Origin of the sequence: Ketobacter sp. GenoA1 (assembly GCF_003671475.1) — a bacterium.
In the GTDB taxonomy this organism is placed as follows: domain Bacteria; phylum Pseudomonadota; class Gammaproteobacteria; order Pseudomonadales; family Ketobacteraceae; genus Ketobacter.
In genome coordinates this window covers 392,771-414,426 of sequence record NZ_RCHM01000020.1, presented here as the reverse complement: position 1 = coordinate 414,426, position 21,656 = coordinate 392,771, and the positions used below count along the sequence as shown (strand labels likewise).

The following is a 21,656-nucleotide window of genomic DNA, read 5'->3' as shown; positions in this document are numbered from 1 at the left end:
CAACGCCATTTTTTTATCGTCGTTTTCCTATATTATAGGGGCATGAAAACCAAAGACCGCATCCTTCTAACCAGCCTCAAACTGTTCAACGAACAGGGCGAACGCAATGTGTCCACCAATCACATTGCGGCCTATCTCAATATCAGCCCCGGCAACCTGTACTACCACTTTCGTAACAAGAATGAGATTGTGTACCAGCTGTTCCTCCAGTATCAGGCGGAGGTGCAGAGTTTCATGACGCTGCCCCAGGACGGCGACATCACCTATGAAGATAAAGTCCACTATCTGGAATCCATTCTGAACAGCATGTGGGATTACCGCTTTCTACACCGGGATCTGCAGCATTTGCTGCAGGACGACGCCACCCTGCGTGATGCCTATCGGGCATTTTCGTCCCGCACTGTCGCCGATGGCCGCAACATATTGCTGTCCATGGCGGACTCCGGGGTGTTACTGGCCAGCCGCGAGCAGATCGACGCCCTGATCCTGAATATCTGGATACTGGTGGTGTCCTGGTCCTCGTTCCTGCAATCCATTTCCATTCAGCACAACGAAGCCGGAACGCTGCGTAAGGCGCTGCTCAAACGGGCCATCTACCAGATCATCGCGTTGGAAGAACCCTTTCTGTGCGATGACATCAAACCCCTGCTGCCGGAGCTGAAGAAAAAATACCTGGCCGGGGCCAGCACCGATCCCCTCACATTATTCCCCACGGTTCTGGATGAGGTGGAAAACCGCTAGAAGGTTTTTTTCAGGCTGAAGGCGCCGCGCAATTCCCCCACCCTGAAACCGGTGGCCTGGTCCTGTGGGTACTGGGTTTTCAGGGCGTGGCTGATCTGCCCTGAAATATGGGTGCCGTGGCAGTTCAGGCACTGCTGGCCGGTGGCAATGGCCTGCATGTAGCGGTAGGTTGCCACACCGTTTTCCACCACAACTTCCGATGCTTTCATGTTCTGTACCGGTGCTCCGCGGGCAATTTTATCCTGCCACAACGTCAGTACCTGTTGTTCCCAGGCATCGGGACTGTTGTCGGGGTTGCGTACCTTGTGGCTGGTGCGGGCCACTTCCCAGCCTTGTTGCGCAGACAAGCGCTGGGCAATACGGGGGGCGCTGGATTTGCAGACCTGGATGGCTTCCACCGGGCCGCCGGTGATCATAGTGGCCTGCAGCAGGGTCTTCAGTTCCCGGCCAAAGGCCTGGGTGATGGCTTGTGCTTCCTGTTCCAGTTGTGTCAGGTCGGGGGGTGCAGGCGATTCCGCCCGCGCTGACACCAGTAAGGTGCAGGCTGTGATAAAAACGATGGCAATGCGCATTGGCTCCGCTCCATGTTAAATTAGAGATTTCTAATAATACAGCATCCGCGCCCCATAATATTGATTCAGCTTAATATTTACCGTGAATTAGTCGCTTGTCTGGTGGCGGCCGTTGGCATACTCTGGCTGCACGATTCAGACTGATCAGGAGAGAATGATGGAACGCCGTACCTTTTTCGCACTGGGCCTGGCGGGCGTTGCCGGTTCAGTGGTTGCCTCCCGTACAGCATTGTCGGCGGACACTCCGGCGGACAGCGCCCTGGCCACCAAGCTGGCCGGCAGTGTGTATTACACCAAGGACAACCCCGGTCGCTGGAGTGCCAAAGCTGGGGGGCATGCGCCGGTGGTGGAATCCCGCAAGGGTATGGTGATGGTGACCACGCCCCATGAAATGAACGGCTATGAACACTATATCGTGAAGCATACCCTGTTCGATAAAGACATGAAGGTGATAGGCGAGACCCTGTTTGACCCCATGCAGGTCAAGGCTGCGGTATCCCAATATGAGATAAAAGATTACAGCGGCATCGCCTACGCGCTTAGCATGTGCAACCTGCACGATTGCTGGCTGACGGAATTTACTATCTAGGTTGCGCGATCAATCGGAACGTTGCGCCAGCCACTGCGCGGTAATGGCCCAGGTGTGTTGCTGGGCCTTGCCGCCGGCGAAGACACCGGCATGCCCCCCGGGCACCACCTTAAACGTTTTATCGTCCATGCTGCCCAGCTCCATGATTTTTTTGGCGGCGTCGATGCTGACGATTTTGTCACTGGCGCCGGCAAACGCCAGCAGGCTGCTTTTGATCGCCGTCAGATCTGAAACCTGATCACCGATTCTTACTGAACCCTCTGCCAACGCGTTCTTGATACCGAAATCAAATACCAGTTGCTGTACGGTTGCACCCGGGTAGTCCGGCATGTTGTTGAACCACTCCCGCGTGGTGAGGTGGGCTTTCACATAGTCCCGATCGGACAGGTTGCGCACCAGGTCAAAGTAGCTCACCACCCCGGCCAGGGGATTGGTCATCTTGAACAGCACCGACAGCATATCGCCGGGCACATGAAAACGACTGGAATCGCTGAACGCCCTGGGGATAGGCAGGCGCCTGCTGTAACGTTTCACCCAGCTCAGTACTTTGCCGTAGGCATGGCTGGCGTGGAAATCGATGGGGCTGGCAATGGTGACGATATTGCGAATGTCGCCATTGCCGTGGGCACCGGCATAGAGCAGTGTCAGCAGCCCACCCATACAGTATCCCACCAGGGAAACCTGCTGTTGACCGCTGTGTTGTTGAACCTGTGCCACGGCGGTACGCATCCAGTGATTCACATAGGTGTCGATGGAAAGGTCGGAATCCTGGCGGGAGGGTGCGCCCCAGTTCACCAGGTACACCTGAAACCCCTGGGCATTCAGGAACCGCACCCAGCTGCGTTCTGCCATCAAATCGTAGATCCAGTGGAATACCCCCAGGGGTGGAACCAACAGAATGGGTGTACGGTGTTGCCGGGTTTGTGGATTGACGGCATCTCCGTCCAGTTCGAATGGGGCATCATCCTGGTGTGGATAGTAGCGAACTTCCATCAGGCCATCCGAGAACAGCACTTCGTGGTTGGTTTTGTCCGCCACAATAAAATGCTCGGTATGCGTGCGCCGTTCGATGGCGTTGCGCAGAAAAAAATAAGTCTGTTTCAAAAACGATGCTGAATCCGATGAAGCGGTCATGTGTTCAATGTCTCTTCAATAATCCACTGGCCGGCAAACATACCCGCTGCAGGCCAAATAGCAATGACGATAACCTCCACAGAGGGTGTAAAAATGGTAACCCATCCAATGAATGGTGGATTAGGCCTTTAAAATCGAGACATCAAGTCTGACTGTCGGGTCGCAAATTGTCTCCGTCACCCACCCCGCAATTGAATTCCAATGGCGTACAGCCCGGGTCAGGCATAGACCGGTGCAGCGTTAGTCTCAAGGGTTATAAGCCGGTTACGAAACGCTACAGCTTGTAATGGAGAAAATGCTATTGGCTTCTATATTGGTAAGAATAGATTAAGAAATGACCTGAATGAATAACCTGACTTCTATTATGGCTACCCTGGTATCCCGCTGCGCCCGGCTTGCGTTGTTGATCTGGGCGATGACGGGCGCCATGGTGAGCGTCGGCCAGGTGGTGGCGTTGGACAGTGCTGTACAAGGCCAGTACCTGGGTGAATACATGACCGTGTGGCGTGATACGTCCGGCACGGCGGATTTGCAGCAGGTCATGGAGCAAAACCACTGGCAACCGGTTAATGATGCGATACCCAACTATGGCCATGCCAGCGATGTATTCTGGTTTCGCCTTGAGCTGCAGGCGGCCCGGCGGGAGCGGAACTGGGTGCTGGTTATCTCCAATCCGCTGATCGACCTGGTGGATGTATATGGGGTCGACACGGACGGAGACAGGCTCTCTCAGTATTCAGGGGGCGCACAACGCAAGCAGACGGATCAGGCAATCCGGCATCGTTATTGGGTGGTGCCCATCAGGATGAGTCAACAGGGCATTCTGACCTACTACATCCGCGTTGAGAGTGATCATTCAGTGCAGTTGCCGGTGGCGGTGTGGCCCCTGCAGGCATTCGCCGCCCGCGATGAACGTGACACGATCATCACCGGTGTGTTGTTGGGTGCGCTGTTCATTATGTTGTTGTACAACCTGTTTCTGTACACCACATTGCGTGATCCTATTTATCTGGCCTATGTGGGGTCTGTGTTTGGATTCATGATGCTGCAGGTGTCGGTTAAAGGCTTCGGGCAGCGGTTTCTATGGCCGGATCAGTATGCGGTCTCCTCGGTGGCGGTGTTTGTATCAGCGTACGTCACGATCTTTTTTGCCACCACCTTTGCCAGCGGCTTCATGCGTCTGCGTGAGCGCGGTTTCAGGCTGATGCCGTTGGTGGAGGTTTGCCGTTGGGGTGCGTTGGCCTGCGCCCTGCTGGTGGGCTGGATTCCCAATGACTGGCGATTATACCTGATGGTGTTTTTGGGTATATTGCCCATCCTGCTCGGCTTTATCGCTATCTTTTCCTACTACCGTACCGATGATCGGCCTATTCAGATTTTTGCTGCGGGTTGGATCGTGCTGTTGATCGGCTCCATGTTGTTTTTGCTGAATAAACTGGGGTGGGTCTCCGTCAATGTATGGACAGAACAGACCATGTCAGTGGGAACCATTATCGAAGTTATCCTGTTTTCCATGGCCTTGGGTGATCGCATCAACAACGAAAAGGAGTTGGCCATGCGGGCCAAGGCATCGCTCCTGCATGCCTTAAACGCTGAGCGGGAGGAAAAGCAAAAAATACTGATCAGCGAGGAGACCGCCAGCAAAGCCAAAGAGAAAACCCTGCAGATACGACAGGATGCCAATGTTCGACTGGAACAGGAAATTGACCAGCGCACGGTGGAGTTGCAGCGCGCCAACGAAGAACTGAGTCGGGTGGTGCAACTGGATTCATTGACCGGTGCCCTGAACCGGCATCACTTTAATGAATCCATTCATGCCCTGTTTCGGCAGGCCCGTGAAAGCAAATCACCCTGTAGTCTGCTGATGATAGACATCGATCATTTCAAACAGATTAATGATGAATACGGACACCTGGGGGGAGACCGTTGTCTGACCCGAGTGGCCAGTGTGTTGAAACGGTTGGTACAGGGCAGCGGAGCGCAGCTGTGGCGGTTTGGCGGCGAGGAATTTGCGGTACTGCTTGCGGCGAGCGATCAGCAGTCGGCCGTGGCCCTGGCCCAGACCATCCGGGCGGCCATGGAGGCCACCAGTTTTGTGGACGCCAATGGACCACGGCGCATTACCATCAGTATCGGTGTCGCCTGCCTGTACCCTGATGGTTTGCAACGGCCGGAACAATTGGTAGCGATGGCGGATGAGGCGCTGTACGCCGCCAAGGGCAGTGGGCGTAACCGGGTGCTGGCCTACCAGCAGGAGGAGGGGCAACATCATGGTTAGATGCCTGCTGGGTGCCGTGTGTCTGATGCTGACGCTGCTGATGCAAAGTGCCTATGGGGCAGGCACGACCGATACCTGGTACTACCTGCAGGATAGGGGGTTGTCGGTGACGGAGGTGGCAACCTCTGAACTTGAATGGCAGCGTTCTCTGTGGCAGGCACCGAATCTGGGTTTCACGCAGCATGCCTACTGGTTTCGCTACGCCATCCCGTCTGTGACGGTACAGGACGGCAGCTGGTACCTGTGGTTACATAATGCCATCCTGACGGAAGTTGATGTATGGGTGCAGCGCAATCAGATGCCGCCCGTTAAAGTGCAGCCTGCCGCCATGCGCATGCCGGCGTATCCCCTGCGGCTGGAATCCGGATCAGACTACGTGTTGTATTTACGGATTCAGTCCAATACCGCATTACAGTTGCCCGCGGAACTGGTGACGGAAACGGAACTGCTGACGCTGAAAGAAGAGCAGGATTCATTGTTCGGTTTGTTTGTGGGCATTCTGTTTTCCATGATGCTGTATAACCTGGTGCTGTATGTATCGGTGCGGGATAAATCATTCCTTCTGTACGTGGGGCATGCCTGCGCTTTGTTGTTTTTTGTGTTCAGCTGGCAGGGGCTGGGTAGTCGCTATCTATGGCCTCACTGGCCCGCTTTCCAGAATATGAGCGTGGCCTTGTCCACTTTTTCAGTCATTGGTTTTTCAACCTGGTTCTGTGGTGTTTTTCTCAGCATCAACCAACACAATTTCAAAGGCACGAGGGTGTTCTGGTTAGTGCGGAATCTTGGTTTTATGGGGCTGTTGGTCACACCGTTTATGCCCTATAGCTGGGCGATATTCAGTTCATCCTTCTTGAGTTTCTTTGCCGTGTTGATGGTCATCAGTGCTATGGTGGCGCGGGTATCCCTGCGTCACCGTCCCTCCCGCCTGTTCGTAATGGGGTGGACCATGTATGTCATTGGCGCCCTGGTCATGGGGCTCAACAAATTCGGTCTGATTGAGGTGACCCCCACGTCCGAAAATCTGATTTTGTGGGGCGCTGTATTTGATATGGTGTTGCTGTGCATTGCCTTGGGGGACAAGTTCCACGATGAGCGTAATCTGAAAATTCGGGCGCAGGAAATGGCCATCAAGGCTGTGCGCCGGGAGAAGAACGCGAAAGAAATGGCCATCAGTAAACAGCAGCAGGCTCAACGTGCCCTGCAGGAAGCAGCCGATGCTCAGGACCAGTACGCTCGCCTGTTGGAACGCCGGGTACGTGAGCGAACACTGGAACTGAAACGCACGCAACAGAATCTGGAGCACGTAAGTGAACTGGATGCGCTGACCAAGCTTAAAAATCGTCGCTACCTGGTGGATCGCCTTCAACAAGAGTTGAAAGCCTGCAAGGACAAGGGACGCTCTTTCGCCATTGTCATGGTGGACATTGATCATTTCAAGCAGGTCAACGATTCCCATGGCCATCTGGCCGGTGATGAATGCATTCGCAGCGTGGGGCGATTGATGCAGGACAGGTTACGCAATGGTGTGGATATAGTCTGCCGTTATGGCGGTGAGGAATTTGTCTTGATCCTGCCCGATACACGGGAGGCTGAGGCCATGGTCAAGGCAGAGAATATACGCAGTTACATTGCGCAGACACCGATCCTTTGCGAGCACCAGCGCATCATGGTGACCATCAGCGTGGGGGTGATGGTGGTGGATCCCGATGCTGTTCCCGCGCGCAGCGAGGAGGTGATACAGCAGGCGGATCAGGCGTTGTATCAGGCAAAACACCAGGGGCGAAATTGTGTTTGCCTGGCTTAGGCGCTGCTGGGTTGTTTGCGGTTATACTGTGGTGTGAAACGGGATTATCAAGGGTTGGAATGTGCATATGAATGGTGGGTACAGTTTGAGGGTGGTGATGGTGTGTGCCCTGGTGCTGGGTGCCACCGGCGTACCCGTTATTCTGGTGGGTAAAAAGCGCATGAATGGTTTTAGCGTCAAAGGTTTTCAGCGCATCTATCAATGATCGCGAAATCTGTGCCAGCTAATGTTACAGGTTGTGTCTGTGCCAACCTGGTCACGGCCTGGCATAATCCACCTGCGCTTTCCTCGCGCACCAGTCTGGTCAAACTATAATCAATAATGTTCATGATGATGTGAAGCACACAACACTAAAAACAAAGCCCGTCGCAACTCACTAACGCTAACAGACAGACTCAATCATCAGACGTGTTGTTCGCTTTATTCTTCTGAATGCAAACCACTTTTATTGTTTGTTTACACCAATGCATCGGCGATCCGTGCATTAGTGCGCTGCCCTGCGCGCTGTCTTTGGGGATCGCACCGTCGGACTGAGGAAGAAAACAATGCGTAGTATTAAAGCGAATAACATACTGGGATTACTATCAGCAGGTGCCTTCTGCGTGGGAGCCGCAGTCAGCACCGGTTCCGTGGCCGGGCAGGGCTCTGCGTTCCTGAATCATAACGGCCAGGGGCCGTTTGCGTTCAACACAGTGCCCACGCCGGAACACAATTATCGGTTGTTTGAAACTCTGCAGGTGCGTCCACTGGCCTTATCGCCCGACGGTAAGATGCTGTTTGCGGTGAACACCCCGGATAATCGTCTTGAAATGTTCCGGGTACATGGCAAAAAGCGCAGTAAATTAAAAGCCATGGGTTCGGTGTCCGTGGGCATGGAACCTGTATCCGTTGCCGTACGCAACCAACATGAAGTCTGGGTGGTGAATCATTTGTCGGATTCGGTCAGCATCATCAGGCTGGACGGCAGGCACGGTCAGGCCCGAGTGGTGCGTACCCTGCACGTGGGGGATGAGCCCCGCGATATTGTGTTTGGCGGCCCGGACGGCAATCTGGCTTTTATTACCACGGCGCACCGGGGGCAGAATACGGGGGATGATCCTGACCTGCACAACCCGGCGACAGGGCGCGCGGATGTTTGGGTGTTTGATGCCGATAACCTGGGCTCTGCGGCCGGCGGTGAGCGTCTTAATAAGCTGGTATTGTTCGCCGATACTCCGCGGGCGTTGGCCGTGAGCGCCGATGGCAGCCGTGTCTATGCCGCACCGTTTTACTCCGGAAACCGGACTACCGTTGCGTCCAAGGAGGCGGTGGCCACGGTGTATGCCGATCGGGTGGACCCCACCAATCCGTTCTTTTTCTTCGAGAATGACGGCTCCCGCCAGCCCCTGACTTCGCGCGTTGTAAAATACAAGGCCGGTGCTGATGGCAGCTACCATTGGTACGATGATCAGGGTACCAATTTCGATGCCTGGGTGCGGGTGCAACTGCCGGATTACGATGTGTTTACCATCGATGCCACACAATATCCGCCGCAGCAGATTCAGGCGCAAACCTATCCCCATGTGGGCACCACCCTGTTCAATATGGCAGTAAACCCGGTGAACGGTAAGGTGTATATTTCCAACACCGATGCCAACAATGACGTGCGCTTTGAAGGTCACAACCCCGGTATGGGGGTGACCTCCGTGCGGGGCGAAATCGTTGACAGTCGCATTACGGTATTGGATCCGGCCACCGGCGCCATGCAATACAACGATCTCAATCCGCACATCATAGACGGTGAGGGAGAGGGCGATCTCAGCCTGGCGTTTCCCCAGGACATGGCGGTCAGTGCCGATGGCGCCAAGTTGATGGTGGTGGCCCAGGGCTCTGGAAAACTGGCCATCTACGATACCGCGGACCTGGAAGGAGGCAGCATTACCGCCAACGCGAATAACCAGATTTCATTGAGTGCCGGTGGCCCCAGCGGTGTTGTTTACAATGATAAAACCGGCCAAGCCTATGTGATGACCCGCTTTGACAACGGCATCTCCGTGGTGGATGTGGCCGGGCGCAAAGAGGTTGCGCACACCACCCTGTATAACCCGGAGCCGGAACACATCATCGCCGGCCGCAGGTTTCTGTATGACGCCCGCTATACCTCGGCCAACGGTACCCAGGCCTGTGCCAGTTGCCATGTAGGCGGCGATATGGATCACCTGTCCTGGGATCTGGGCAACCCCGGAGGCGGGCCTTTACCCATTACCCGCAACGGTGAGCCGGAAGGCATTTTCACCTTTATTCCCGAGATCATCATTTCATTGTTGCCCACAGCCGCGCCGTTGTTTGACGCATTCCTGCCGGTGAAGGGGCCTATGACCACCCAAAGTCTGCGTGGGCTGGCCAACCACGGTGCCATGCACTGGCGGGGCGACCGTAATGGCGCCATTCAGCAGGACGGTACCCCTTACCTGGATGACAGCGGCAACCCGGTAGTATCCGCACAGCCTGATTCCGGTATGTTCAACGAGTTTCTGGCGTTCAGCTCGTTCAATGTTGCGTTCCCCGGCCTGGTGGGCCGTGATGACATGTTGACCGAGGCTGAGATGAGCGCCTTCACCCGCTTTGCCCTGGAGCTGATGTACCCACCCAATCCAATCCGGGCGCTGGATAATTCCCTGTCGCCCATTGAAGCCATGGGGGAAGCCATCTATCACCAGAAGATGCCGCAATTGGATGAAGACGGTATTCCGGTTTTGGATGAGAACGGCAATATGGTGATGACCGAGTTACCGGTGGACCGATTGCATAACTGCAATGGCTGCCACACCTATGATCCGCAGGGTAATCTTGGGTTCACGGACAAGCCCGGGTTCTTTGGTACCAGTGGCCGCCTCTCGTTCGAAAATCTGCCGATGGTGTTTAAGGTGGCGCACTTCCGCAATATGTACCAGAAGGTGGGTATGTTTGCGTCCTCGCCGGACAGCAACCGCACCCTGACACCCAGTCCGCAGATCAATCCCTCCATTCCGGCGGTGCGGGGTTATGGTTTCCAGCCCGATGGTGCCGTGGGCAGTGTGGAACATCACCTCACCGGCCAGGTATTCGTGAAAAATATGAATTTCAGTAATCCAATCGGGCCCAATCCCGGTGGTTTGCCCACCTTCAAGCTGGACGAATTCGGCGAGCCTTTGCCGATTCCCGATCCCGCCGGGTTCCAGGCGCGCCGGGCACTGAGTGCTTACCTGTTTGCGTTCGATTCCAACTTCAAGCCCATTGTCGGGCAGCAGGTAACCTATACCCGCCAGGCCGGTGGCGATGCCGGCGATCGCATCGGTTTGATGGCCTCGCGGGCAGCAATGGGGGAATGCGATCTGGTGGCCAAAGCCAATCTGTTAGGGCGCGAACGTGGCTTTATTTACGAATCCGGCCTGTACCGTAGTGACAGCTCGCTGTTCCCGCCATTGACCCCGGCGCAACTGCTGAGCCTTGCCACCAGCGACCGGCACGCGATTACGTTCACCTGCGTGCCGGTGGGGACAGGCTACCGAATCGCCATCGATCGTGACGCCGATGGTGTGGCCGATGGGGATGAGCGTTTCGGTTCCCGTTGGCAATAGTGTCCATCCTTAGGCGACAACCCGTTCATGGGCGTTGCCAAAGGCCCCCGCCGGTCACGGTGGGGGTGCTTTGGTTGTGGCCGGACAGACTGTGATCGGATTGTAGTAATTGACCAGTGAAAACCGGCAATATCACCTAAGACGAAGCAGCCTTTCCCACCTATACTCAGTTGTCAGATAACCCCTGCGGATGTGTCAGCGCAGATCATCGACATCGACCATAAGAACGTGCTTGAGGACAAAGCAATGCCAATAAACAAGATGGGACTCATGAATGCGCCATGGGGCATTTGTGGGTTCACCAGTTCACTGTATGCCCTGCATAACCACAGCCCCCAGAGTAAGCATGCGGCGCTGGAGGCGGGTGGCGAAAGCCCCACTAAAATCCTGGCTGAAATCAAAACCTATCTGCGCATGTTGCAGGCCGATGGGCGGCAGGACATTCTGGATTCAATCGAGCAGTTTACCCAAAGCTTTGCCGGGTTTAATAATTGGACCATCGCTTCCTACATCGAGCGTATTAATGCCGTGGTCGTCAATGGGGCGGACCAGCGTGATCCTAAATTTGGCATAGGGATGCCGCCGGCCGCGGTGGTGGATTATCTGAAGCGGGTTTGCGACTTCCCCAATGCCAAAGTGGCGGATCTCAGCAGCAATGCCACTGAGATGATTCTGGGTATGGGGACCACGAAATTGAACATGCCACTGTATGACGGTTTGGGGCATTATCTTTACCTGCGCAACAATACCATTCACAGCTGGGGGCAAACTTTCAGTGATACCGCCTCGGCGATGAACGGGGTGGGTGGGGTGACGGGAAGCGATTGGAAAGTTGTGTGTAAAATCGTTTTCTGACCTTTGCCCCTTAATCATTTCGTGATGTTATTCAGTGAGTTCAAGCGGGCGTTTTGAGGGTTTGAAATATATTTTTCAAACCCTATTTTCGCCTACTGAAACTGGTTGTAGAATCCGCTTGTTTGAATCAGCGCGAAGCGTCTCTATGTACTCCAACACCGAAGGATAGCCCGGTATTTTTTGCCCCCCCTAGCGCGGGCGTTGCAATACCACTTTGCCGTGGCAGCAGACTGCTGGCGGCATGCAGTTTTGGTCTTTGCCTTTCGGCAGGCTTGCGGTGTTTGGTTTGTATGAGACTGAATTCGTACGATTATTTCAGAAGTGTTGCGATCGTCATGATCGTTGCCGGGCATTCCTATGGTGCCTGGACCATTGATACGGTTTGGGAAAAAACACTGGCTAACCTGATCACGGGTGGCACTGCTTTGTTTGTGTTTATTTCAGGCTTCTTCTTTCATCATGTGTTCTATCGAAATTTTCAGTATGGTGCCTTTCTTGAGAAAAAATACAAATTTGTATTTCAGCCCTATCTGATTCTGTCTCTGCTTGGCTTGTGCTTTTTCGTCGTCACCGCGGAGCCGTTGCCCTATAACAATGAGCTGGCCATAGGTGATCCCCAGGGCTGGGGGCAGTGGCTGCGTGCCATCGCGATCTATCTCTGGACCGGTAAGCTTGCCACGCCCTATTGGTATATCCCGTTTATCCTGATCATGTTTCTGTTGTCGCCTTTTTTCGTGTTGTATATCCGGCTCGCTGCCAGCGTGCGTATTGCCGCTTGTCTGTTGCTGTTGTGTGTGGCGGTGCTGATTCACCGGCCACAGGAGAACCTGTATCCACTGCGTTCAGTGCTTTACTTTATTCCGGTATATCTGCTGGGCATACTGAGTTCCATTCATCATGAGCAGGTGGCGCGGGCCCTGCGCGGCAAGACCGGGTTGCTGGGTGTTGCCGTGCTCAGCCTGGCGCTGTTTCAGGCCTTTTTCTATGAGGGCTATGGCAATTTTCATAAAGAAAAAATGTTTGTGTATGGCGGGGTGGATATTCTGCTTATCCAGAAAGTCGTGATGTGTTTTTTTCTGCTGTCGTGGTTACAGCACTATGAGCACCGCCATCTTCCCGTTTTGAAAATGCTGGCCTCTACCAGCTTTGCAGTTTTCTTCATCCACCCCTGGGTATTGTTTGCGCTTTCTGCCTCAGGTTTGAGGGCATTGCTGGACTTGTTGCCGGGATTGATCGGCTTTGGCGTGACCTTCTGCCTGGTGTTGTGGGTAAGCGTGTTGACCGCGTACCTGATAAAAGCGTCCTTGAAAGACCGCAGCCGCTATCTGACGGGCTGGTAGCCTGGTCACGTTGGGGCCAGGGCATCACGGTATGGGATGTTGCCACCACTCGCTACGGAGTGGATGCTGGGAACCTGGCGGCGAACGCCTCGTTTTCCACCTGTAAGCTGTTGACCAAAAAACTGATGGCATGATACTGCCCGGCCAACATCACCAGTTCGATGAGCTGTTCATCAGAAAACAGAGTACGTAATTGTTGCCAGGTTGGGCCGCTGATGGTGGCATCGGCATGCAGTTCGTCCACCATGCGTAACAGCGAGCGCTGTTCCTCGTTCCACAGGCTGTTGGTGATGGCCGATGCACAGGTATCGGCGATCTGCGCAGCATTGAATCCGGCTTGATGATGGTATGCGGTGACGTGCACACCCCATTCATACTCAGCCCCGCACAGGGCGCATGCTCTCAGAATCACCAGCTCCCGTTGCGCCACGCTGATGGAGCCCCGATCCAGCAATCCACCCTGCACTACCCGCGCCAGCACCCGCTCGTTGTGGGCGAGCGTGCGAAAAATATTCAGCGGTGGTATCCCCGGCGGCATAATCACCTGGAAAGACTTTTCCACCTGGGGGGAATAGGGTGCCTGCCGTGGAGGTACTCGTGGATTCGACATTGTTATGCTCCTGCGCTACATTATTTGTAGCTAAGATAGCGCTACAAATAATGTAGCGCAAGCGTTGCAGGTACAAAAAATGAATCAAAAGCGTCCGGCTATTGCAGAAATTATTGAATTGCTTGGCAAAAAATGGGTAATGAGAATAATCTGGGAGCTGCGTTCGGGGCCTCTTACCTTTCGGGAGCTGCAGGCGGCCTGCGGTGATATTTCCCCCACCACATTAAACAGCCGACTGAAGCTGCTCAAGCATTCGTTGTTGGTGGAAAACCAGGACAGCCAGGGCTATGGCCTGTCCCCGTTGGGAGAGGAGTTGCTGGAGATTTACCAGCCGTTGAAGGGGTGGGCTATCAAATGGCAGAAACGACTGTAATGTCGGGCTCGGCAAGCCAAGAATTGGAGTATCGGGTACACAGGGATCCGGCCGCGCTGGAGGACATACGGGGGCTCATTAATGCCGCCTATCGTGGTAAGGATGATGGTGCCGGTCGCTGGACCACCGAGCAGCACCTGGTGGACGGCGAGCGTATTACCGCCCGGGCGCTGGTGCAATTGATCCAGCAGAATGACAGTGACCTGATCGTTGGCTTTGCCGGGGATCGGCCCCGATGCTGCATCGCCGTGAAGCGGTTGGCGGATGCCGTAGAGTTCGGCACCTATGCGGTCGCCCCGGAATTACAGGGGCAGGGCTGTGGTAAGGCGCTGCTGCAGTACGCGGAAGCGTACGCCCGGGATTGGCACCACCGTTTTCAGGTTTGTGTGGTCAGCCAGAATACCGCCTTGATCGATTTTTATCGGCGCCGTGGCTATCGGCCTTCCGGTGACAGGCTCCCCTATCCGGTGGGGCAGGGTGTGGGCACCCCAAAGGTGGCGGCTCTGACCCTCACCGTGTTGGTGAAGGAGCGGCAGCCCGCAGGTGGCGGCGCTACGGGCGCCGCGGTGGTCGCTTAAGCCGCCTGCCTCGGCTAAGATTGGCGTAACATCAATCAAGCAAGACCTTTCAGTAGCGGTAAGGAATCAACATGGATAATGTCTTCAGTCGTACCCGAACGACAGACCCGATCATCAGCGCGACCGCCTACAACCTGATCATCGGCTTGACCCTGTTATGGGGCTTTGGCTTGAACTGGTACATGGTGGAAACCATTCCGCCGCAATCCGTTGCCGGGGTGAGTCCCTGGATTTTGATTCTGGGTTTTCTGGCGTCCTGTTTTTTTGGGGTGTACCTGTACAGTAAATCCAGCAATCCCACGGTGAGTTTCATCGGCTATAACTTCGTGGTGGTGCCGTTCGGGTTTGTCGTCAATCTGGCGGTGAGTCGTTATGACCCGGACATCGTGGCTGAAGCCATCCGGGTGACGGGCCTGGTGACAGTGATCATGATGTGTCTGGGGTCCATGTTTCCCGCCTTTTTCCAAAAGATTGCCGGCGTGCTGACCATTGCCCTGCTGGTGGTTATTGTCGTCGAGCTGGTGGAGATCTTTGTCTTCGGTATTCATCACGGCATTCTGGATTGGATTGTGGTGGCCATCTTCTGTGGTTACATCGGCTATGACTGGGGCCGGGCCAACCAGATTCCCAAAACCATGGACAATGCCGTGGACAGTGCCGCCGCCCTGTATATGGATATTATTAACCTGTTCCTGCGTATTTTACGGATTCTGGGTCGTGAATAATCCAGCACGCCGCACAGGCCTGCCGCGTCGGTTGGGTCTTCGGCCGGCATTTGTGGTAAGTTATCAGTGGTGTGTGTCTACAGCCCGAAAAAAATAACTAACTCATTGAAAAACGGACTGTTTGTTATGAAGAGAGCAATCTGTCTAGTGTCATTTCTGGTCTTGCTGAGCGGTTGTACCGGCTACCGCATGACGTCCAATATTCCACCTTCCAGTAAAGCAATGGCCGCCACAGATTACCCGGTAACCGTCACCGCCGACGATCTTGATGTGCCTTATGAGGAGATTGGCCCTTTGGAAGTGGTGATTCGTCCTCCCACCCTGTTGAATGCCAAGCCGACACAACGTCATGCTCGCCTGGGGCTGATGCAAAAGGCCCGTGAGATAGGGGCCACAGCGGTGATTAAGGTGACCTACGAAGAGCAGTTTGATGTGGTGAGCTTCGGTCACATTAAAGCACAGGGCATGGCCGTTAAAATCAAATAATGACAGTGAGTAAACAAGGCATATGAATACTGTTGATCCCGATCAGGGGGCATTTTCCAGGGCATTAAAGGCGCTGCCCAAAGACCAACCGGTGGTGATGTTGAATCTGCTGGCGTTTCGCGAACAGGCCGTGTACGACGATGACAGCGAACCCTGCAGCGGGCGGCAAGCCTATGCCCGCTACAGTGCGCAGGCCATCAAGCATGTTGCTGCCTGTGGTGGTGAAGTGGTGTTCATGGGGGCGGCCCAGGTGCCCCTGGTGGCACCGCCCCATGAGCAGTGGGACGAGGTGCTGTTGGTGCGCTACCCGTCCATTGAAGCCTTTGTCGGCATGGTGATGAACCCGGAATACCAGGCTTTTGCCAAACATCGCACCGCCGCCCTCCGTGACGCCCGTCTGATCCCCATGCTGCAAGGCCGGGGCGCGTGAAGCTCTAGTCATGCTCTATGGCCAGCCTCACATTGCCTGTCACGAATGCGATGCCCTGCTGGCCACGGTGGCGGTGCCGCCGGGCAAAAAACTGGTCTGCCCGCGCTGCCGCTGCACACTGCGCAAGCCGGCCCGCGATCCCATCGACCGCGGGCTGGCGCTCAGTCTGACCTCCCTCACCTTGATGGTGCCTGCGTTTTTTATGCCCATTATGACCTTCAACATGCTGGGGCTGGATACGGTGGACACCATGGTCAAAGGGGTGCTGCATCTGTTTCAGGCGGGTTTCTGGTGGATGGCCCTGCTGGTGATGTTCTGCAGTATTGTGGCCCCCATGCTGCAAAATGCACTGGTACTGCTGATCTGCCTGTTGGTGCGGGCCGGACGTTACGGTGGTCTGTTGGTTCTGTTACTGAAGTCGCAGAGTCGAATTGGCAAGTGGGCAATGCTGGAAGTCTATATGCTCAGCATTCTGGTGGCCTACATCAAGATGATTGATTCGGGGCAGGTGCATATGGGGGTGGGAATGATTTGCTTTTCCGGCATGATGCTGTCCACCACCTTGAACGCAGTGATGTTTGACACCCATCCCATTTGGGAAAAGGTCGGGCAAACTCGTGGAGGACTGCATGAAAACCGCCCGCTCTGAGGGATTGGTGTTGTGTCTGGACTGTCAGCTGTTGGTACGGCAACCGCGCACCGGCGCGGGCGCCTGTCCCCGCTGTGGCAGTGCCCTCCATGGACGGATTCGCCACAGTATCTCCCATACCTGGGCCTTCGTGGTGGCGGCCTGGGTGTTGCTGTTGCCCGCCAATCTGTATCCCATTATGACCGTGGTGTATTTTGGCGAAGGTGAGCCGGATACCATTGTGTCCGGTGTTATCAAGCTGGCGGAAGAAGGTATGATTCCCATTGCGATAGTGGTATTTATTGCCAGTGTGGCGGTGCCCATGCTGAAGCTGCTGGGCATCATGTTGTTATTGTTTACGGTACACTTCAAATGGTCGCTCAGCAAAACAGAGTGTACGGTGCTGTATCGAATCATCGAGGTGATTGGAGCCTGGTCCATGCTGGATCTGTTTATGATATCTATTCTGGTAACGCTGGTGGATCTGGGAACAGTGGCTCAGATCAGTGCCGGGCCCGGTGCCACCGCGTTCGCCTCAGTGGTGGTGCTGACCATGTTTGCCGCCATGAGCTTCGACCCTCGTTTACTCTGGGATCTGCAGGAAGAACCGAATGACTGATCAGGAATATCAGGAAGCGCTGGTAAGGGAATCCAAATCCTTTTCCATTATCTGGCTGCTTCCCATGATCGCCGTGGTCATTGGCGGTTGGTTGCTGGTGAAATCCCTGGTTGAGTCACCCATTGAAATTACCATCGATTTCCCCAGCGGGACCGGTATGGAAGTGGGTAAAACCAAAGTGATCTACGAAGGCATCACTGCCGGTATCGTCACCGATATTCGCTTGGATACCACGGATCTGGAGGGGGTTATTGCCACCGTTGAAATAGATCGGCGTGCGGAACCGCTGCTGCGGGAGAGTACCCAGTTCTGGCTGGTGAAACCGGAAATCAGCCTCAGTGGAGTGACCGGCCTGGAAACCATCGTGACCGGTAATTATATCGGCGTCAAAGTTGGGCTGACCGGGAAAAAATCCACTTACTTTAAAGCGCTCACCGATCCCCCGCCGCTGGATACCCAGGTGCCGGGCTTGCATCTGGAACTGCAAGCCCGCGATCTGGGCTCATTGCATGTGGACGCGCCGGTATTGTTCAAAAAAATTGTGGTGGGCAGCGTGACCCAATATGAACTGAAGCCCAAGCAGGATCTGGTCAGTATACGCGTTCACATCGAGCCCGAATACGCCGGCCTGGTGAGTCAGCAGAGTCGGTTCTGGAATGTCAGTGGGATCAAGGCCAGCGCCGATTTAAGTGGGGTGAACGTGCAGGCGGAATCCCTGCTGTCGGTGGTGCAGGGCGGGATCACTTTTGATGCGCCTGCCGTAACCGAAGACAACCCGGTGGCCAGGAACAAAGACGTGTATACCCTGTATGAGGATTTCGATGCCGCCCAGCGTGGTGTGATGGCGCGCATCACCTTTCGCCCTCCGGTTACCCTGGAGCCGGAGAAAACCCGGGTTATGTTCAATGGTTTTGCAGTGGGGCTGGTGCAAACGGTGAGTTATGACAATGAGCAGCAAGCCGTTACCGCGGAGGTCAGCTTTCACCCCGAAGCAGCACCCTATCTTACCTCCGCCACCCGCTTCTGGCTGGTGAAGCCGGAAGTCTCCCTGCAGGGTGTCAGTGGCCTGGATACGTTGTTGCAAGGCAATCATATTGAAATGGAAGTTATGCAAGGCGGGCAACAGCAGGCACAGCGGGAATTCGTGGCGTTGCCGGAGGCGCCCAAGGTGGATTACTCGCGCCCGGGGTTGCACCTCAAGCTGGAAAGCGCCGCCATGAGTTCAGTCAGTCGCGGCACGCCCATCCTCTATCGTCAGGTGGCGGTGGGCCAGGTGCAGGCGGTATCGCTGTCACGCTCCCGTCGCAGCGTGATTGCCGACATCACCATCGAACCGCAGTACGCCGCGCTGGTCAATGAACATTCCCGCTTCTGGAAAGCCAGTGGCATTTCGGTGTCGGGCTCCATTACCAAACTGAAAGTGCGGGCAGAATCCCTCACCAGTATCCTGCAGGGCGGGATCGCCTTTTTTAATCCGGAGCAGGGCAGTGGCCCGAGCGTAGCCAACGGTCACGTGTTTAATCTGTACGACGATTATGAGCTGGCCCAGGAAAACGGCGTGGCAATTCGCCTTCGGCTCCCCAACAGCCAGGGCGTGGAAGCGGGCACCCTGATCAAGTTTCAGGGTTTCACCATTGGTGAGATAAAACGCATCGATCTCAATCCGGATCTCAGTGGGGTGACCGCCCACGCCCTGTTGCGGCAGTACCCGGAACGTTTTGCCGTGGAAGGCAGCCGCTTCTGGCTGGTACAGCCCAAGCTGGGCATCACCGGGGCCTCCAACCTGGATACGTTGTTGAAAGGTCAGTACATCGAAGTACAGCCGGGTGAAGGTGCCGCCCGTTATGAGTTTGTGGCGGCAACCGATCCCGTGTCGGTGATGCAACCGGAGGATGGACTGAACATTGTACTCACGGCGCGCCGCCTGAATTCCGTGCGGGAAGGCTTGCGGGTTTACTACCGGGATATAGTGGTGGGGCAGGTAACCGGCTACGAATTGAGTGCCACCGCTGATGAGGTGTTGGTGTACGCCAATATCAAGCCGCCGTACCACGCTCTGGTGCGGGCCGGCACCCGTTTTTGGAACGCCAGTGGTGTCAACATCGATGTGGGATTATTCAGCGGTGCCAGCATCAAAACCGAATCACTGGAGTCCATCCTGGCGGGCGGCATCTCGTTTGCCACCCCGGATGAGGGTCAAACCCTGGCCCCGGCCAAGCAGGGGGAGCGCTTTAAGCTGTACACCGAAGCCAATGAGGAATGGTTGCGCTGGAGCCCGAAGATCCCTCTGCGCTAGGGGCTGGGGCCGGTACAGGCACGGCATTGGCTCCAGCGGCGCCGTTGTGAGACTGGTTAGTCTGGCTTATGGCGGGCAAGTTTGCGATGATGTGCGGCGTTTTACCATAACAAATACAGTGTGCTCATGAACGCCAATAAACAAGTCAGCCTATCCGAGATCACCTCCGGCATCCTGCGTGCCATTCCCGAAGCCCCTGCTTTTGTCAGCGGTGTTCGCAGCATGATCAGTGCCGGTCCCGACAAGAAAATGTCCATTGGTCTGTTGCTGGAAAAGCAGGCACGACGCCATCCGGCCGGGGCGGCACTGAAGTTTGAAGATAAAGTCTGGAGTTATGCCGGCTTCAATGGCTGGGTTAACCGCATTGCCGCCCTGTATCAGAAGCTGGGTGTGGCCAATGGCGATGTTGTGGCCATCATGTCGGAAAACCGGCCGCAGATGCTGGCTTGCACGGCAGCGGCCGCCAAACTGGGTGCCATTGCCGGTATGGTTAATTATAACCAGCGCGATGAAGTGTTGAGTCACAGCCTGGGCCTGATTAAACCCAAAGTGATGGTGGTGGGCGACGAGAGCGTCGCCGCGGTGGAAGACACCGAATACAGCCCACTGAAAAACCAGAACGTGCGTCATTTGTGGCTGGGTGATGACCCGGCGTTGTGTCCGTTGGGGTATGAGGATCTGGAAACCCAGACCCGCCTGATGCCCAGTGTGAATCCGGAGAGCACCAAAACCATTCTCAGCCAACAACCCTGTTTTTATATCTTTACCTCCGGCACCACCGGCATGCCCAAGGCGTCGGTGATGTCTCACGGGCGCTGGTTGAAAGGCGGTGCGGGCATGGGCCTGCTGACTGCCCGCATGAATCACGAAGACACCATTTACGTGCCGTTGCCGTTGTACCACAACAACGCCTTAACGGTGAGCTGGGGTTCGGCGCTGGCCAGTGGTGCCTGTGTGGCGCTGACCAAAAAATTCAGTGTCTCCCGTTTCTGGGACGAAGTGCGTCAACATGACGCTACTGTGTTCTGTTACATCGGAGAGCTGTGCCGTTATCTGTTGAACCGCGAGCCGTCCCCACAGGATCGCCAGCATAATGTACGCACTGTGATCGGTAACGGACTGCGGCCCGAGATCTGGATGGAGTTCAAGGAGCGTTTCGGCATTGAGCGCGTGTGTGAATTCTACGGAGCCAGTGAATGCAACCTGGCGTTTGTGAACAGTTTCGATGTGGACTGCACCGCCGGGTTCTGCCCATTGCCGTTCGCGGTGGTGAAGTGTGATCCGGAAACCGAGGAGCCGGTGCGGGGCAGTGATGGCCGCATGCGGCGGGTGGACACCGGCGGTGTGGGCTTGCTGATCACCAAGGTCAATCGCCTGGCTCCCTTTGACGGTTATACCGACGCCAGCGCCAGTGAGAAAAAACTGCTGCGCAACGTATTCAAAGACGATGATTGCTGGTTCAACACCGGGGATCTGGTGCGCGATCAGGGCTTCAAGCACATCCAGTTTGTGGATCGACTGGGGGACACCTTCCGTTGGAAGGGTGAAAACGTGGCCACCACCGAAGTGGAAGCGGCGTTCAAACATGTAGATCAGATTGAGCAGGCCGTAGTGTACGGGGTGCAGGTGCCCAATGCCGATGGCCGCGCCGGCATGGCCGCGATTACCCTGCACGGTTCCCTGGAAGAATTTGATGGCAAGGGCCTGGCCCACACTCTGCAATCTTCACTGCCCGGCTACGCCATACCCTTATTTGTGCGGGTGCGGGATGAGCATGAGATCACCGGTACCTTTAAAAACCGTAAGGTGGAGTTGAAAAAAGAAGGATTCGATCCGGAACAGTGCGCGGATCCGGTGTTCATGCTGGATAACGATGCGCAGGAGTATGTGCCCCTGGATCACGCACGCTTCCAGAAAATTCAGGATGGTTCCATTCGCCTGTAACCGCCGGCGGTGTGGTGTAATGAATCCGTCACTGGCCTGCATCGCCCTGATTAGC

Annotated in this window: 20 protein-coding genes; 17 read left to right on the top strand and 3 right to left on the bottom strand. The window is 55.4% G+C overall.

All coding sequences use genetic code 11. From position 1 onward, the window contains the following. Nucleotides 1–42: 42 nt before the first annotated feature. Nucleotides 43–741 carry a TetR/AcrR family transcriptional regulator gene (locus D9N13_RS07885; RefSeq protein ID WP_290587978.1) on the top strand — a complete coding sequence of 233 codons (699 nt, stop codon included), beginning with the start codon at nt 43–45 and terminating at the stop codon, nt 739–741. Here D9N13_RS07885 and D9N13_RS07880 read toward each other — a convergent pair. Then, nucleotides 738–1,313, bottom strand: a complete 576-nt coding sequence (locus tag D9N13_RS07880; protein WP_290587976.1) for a DUF3365 domain-containing protein — start codon at nt 1,311–1,313, stop codon at nt 738–740. The two genes, D9N13_RS07885 and D9N13_RS07880, sit on opposite strands and share 4 nt — an antisense overlap. 157 nt (nt 1,314–1,470) lie before the next feature. On the opposite strand from D9N13_RS07880, the gene D9N13_RS07875 reads away from it, so the two are divergent. After that, nucleotides 1,471–1,902, top strand: a complete 432-nt coding sequence (locus D9N13_RS07875; RefSeq protein WP_290587974.1) for a desulfoferrodoxin family protein — start codon at nt 1,471–1,473, stop codon at nt 1,900–1,902. Between the two features lie 9 nt (nt 1,903–1,911). Here D9N13_RS07875 and D9N13_RS07870 read toward each other — a convergent pair whose 3' ends face one another. After that, nucleotides 1,912–3,036, bottom strand: coding sequence for an alpha/beta fold hydrolase (locus D9N13_RS07870; protein ID WP_290587972.1), 1,125 nt, complete (start codon nt 3,034–3,036; stop codon nt 1,912–1,914). 343 nt (nt 3,037–3,379) lie between these two features. Here D9N13_RS07870 and D9N13_RS07865 point away from each other — a divergent pair, with 343 nt between their 5' ends. The 6 genes from D9N13_RS07865 to D9N13_RS07840 all read left to right on the top strand — a co-directional run bounded on the left by D9N13_RS07865 (nt 3,380) and on the right by D9N13_RS07840 (nt 12,912). Next, nucleotides 3,380–5,314, top strand: a complete 1,935-nt coding sequence (locus D9N13_RS07865; RefSeq protein WP_290587970.1) for a diguanylate cyclase — start codon at nt 3,380–3,382, stop codon at nt 5,312–5,314. Continuing rightward, nucleotides 5,307–7,118, top strand: a complete 1,812-nt coding sequence (locus D9N13_RS07860; protein WP_290587968.1) for a diguanylate cyclase — start codon at nt 5,307–5,309, stop codon at nt 7,116–7,118. Before D9N13_RS07865 ends, D9N13_RS07860 begins: the two co-directional genes overlap by 8 nt. Before the next feature lie 67 nt (nt 7,119–7,185). Beyond that, nucleotides 7,186–7,323, top strand: coding sequence for a hypothetical protein (locus tag D9N13_RS07855; protein WP_290587966.1), 138 nt, complete (start codon nt 7,186–7,188; stop codon nt 7,321–7,323). Nucleotides 7,324–7,663: 340 nt separating this feature from the next. Further along, nucleotides 7,664–10,717, top strand: coding sequence for a beta-propeller fold lactonase family protein (locus D9N13_RS07850; protein WP_290587964.1), 3,054 nt, complete (start codon nt 7,664–7,666; stop codon nt 10,715–10,717). Nucleotides 10,718–10,963: 246 nt separating this feature from the next. Then, the gene (locus D9N13_RS07845) at nt 10,964–11,572 is read left to right on the top strand and encodes a hypothetical protein (protein ID WP_290587962.1); all 609 of its coding nucleotides are present in this window, start codon (nt 10,964–10,966) and stop codon (nt 11,570–11,572) included. 290 nt (nt 11,573–11,862) lie between these two features. Beyond that, entirely contained in the window at nt 11,863–12,912 is a 1,050-nt protein-coding gene (locus D9N13_RS07840) for an acyltransferase family protein (RefSeq protein ID WP_290587960.1), read from the top strand. A gap of 52 nt (nt 12,913–12,964) precedes the next feature. Here the strand turns inward: D9N13_RS07840 and D9N13_RS07835 are convergent, their stop codons facing one another. Further along, nucleotides 12,965–13,522, bottom strand: coding sequence for a carboxymuconolactone decarboxylase family protein (locus D9N13_RS07835; RefSeq protein ID WP_290587958.1), 558 nt, complete (start codon nt 13,520–13,522; stop codon nt 12,965–12,967). A 79-nt stretch (nt 13,523–13,601) separates the two neighbouring features. Between D9N13_RS07835 and D9N13_RS07830 the strand changes: the two genes are divergently transcribed. From D9N13_RS07830 to D9N13_RS07790, 9 genes are all read left to right on the top strand, one after another. Continuing rightward, the gene (locus D9N13_RS07830) at nt 13,602–13,895 is read left to right on the top strand and encodes a winged helix-turn-helix transcriptional regulator (protein WP_290587956.1); all 294 of its coding nucleotides are present in this window, start codon (nt 13,602–13,604) and stop codon (nt 13,893–13,895) included. Next, the gene (locus D9N13_RS07825; protein WP_290587938.1) at nt 13,877–14,473 is read left to right on the top strand and encodes a GNAT family N-acetyltransferase; all 597 of its coding nucleotides are present in this window, start codon (nt 13,877–13,879) and stop codon (nt 14,471–14,473) included. Before D9N13_RS07830 ends, D9N13_RS07825 begins: the two co-directional genes overlap by 19 nt. 71 nt (nt 14,474–14,544) lie before the next feature. Continuing rightward, on the top strand, nt 14,545–15,198 hold the full coding sequence (locus D9N13_RS07820; protein WP_290587936.1) for a Bax inhibitor-1 family protein: 654 nt from the start codon (nt 14,545–14,547) through the stop codon (nt 15,196–15,198). Between the two features lie 147 nt (nt 15,199–15,345). After that, nucleotides 15,346–15,684: a hypothetical protein gene (locus tag D9N13_RS07815; protein ID WP_290587934.1), complete on the top strand. Its 339-nt coding sequence runs from the start codon at nt 15,346–15,348 to the stop codon at nt 15,682–15,684. 22 nt (nt 15,685–15,706) lie between these two features. Further along, on the top strand, nt 15,707–16,114 hold the full coding sequence (locus D9N13_RS07810) for a DUF1330 domain-containing protein (protein ID WP_290587932.1): 408 nt from the start codon (nt 15,707–15,709) through the stop codon (nt 16,112–16,114). Nucleotides 16,115–16,124: 10 nt separating this feature from the next. After that, on the top strand, nt 16,125–16,763 hold the full coding sequence (locus D9N13_RS07805) for a paraquat-inducible protein A (RefSeq protein ID WP_290587930.1): 639 nt from the start codon (nt 16,125–16,127) through the stop codon (nt 16,761–16,763). Beyond that, nucleotides 16,744–17,361 (top strand): paraquat-inducible protein A, encoded by a 618-nt coding sequence (locus tag D9N13_RS07800; protein WP_290587929.1) that lies wholly within the window; start codon nt 16,744–16,746, stop codon nt 17,359–17,361. Before D9N13_RS07805 ends, D9N13_RS07800 begins: the two co-directional genes overlap by 20 nt. After that, entirely contained in the window at nt 17,354–19,657 is a 2,304-nt protein-coding gene (locus D9N13_RS07795; protein ID WP_290587927.1) for a PqiB family protein, read from the top strand. The genes D9N13_RS07800 and D9N13_RS07795 overlap by 8 nt, the downstream gene beginning before the upstream one ends. Before the next feature lie 126 nt (nt 19,658–19,783). Continuing rightward, nucleotides 19,784–21,601: a long-chain-acyl-CoA synthetase gene (locus D9N13_RS07790; RefSeq protein WP_290587925.1), complete on the top strand. Its 1,818-nt coding sequence runs from the start codon at nt 19,784–19,786 to the stop codon at nt 21,599–21,601. The last annotated feature ends 55 nt before the right edge of the window (nt 21,602–21,656 follow it).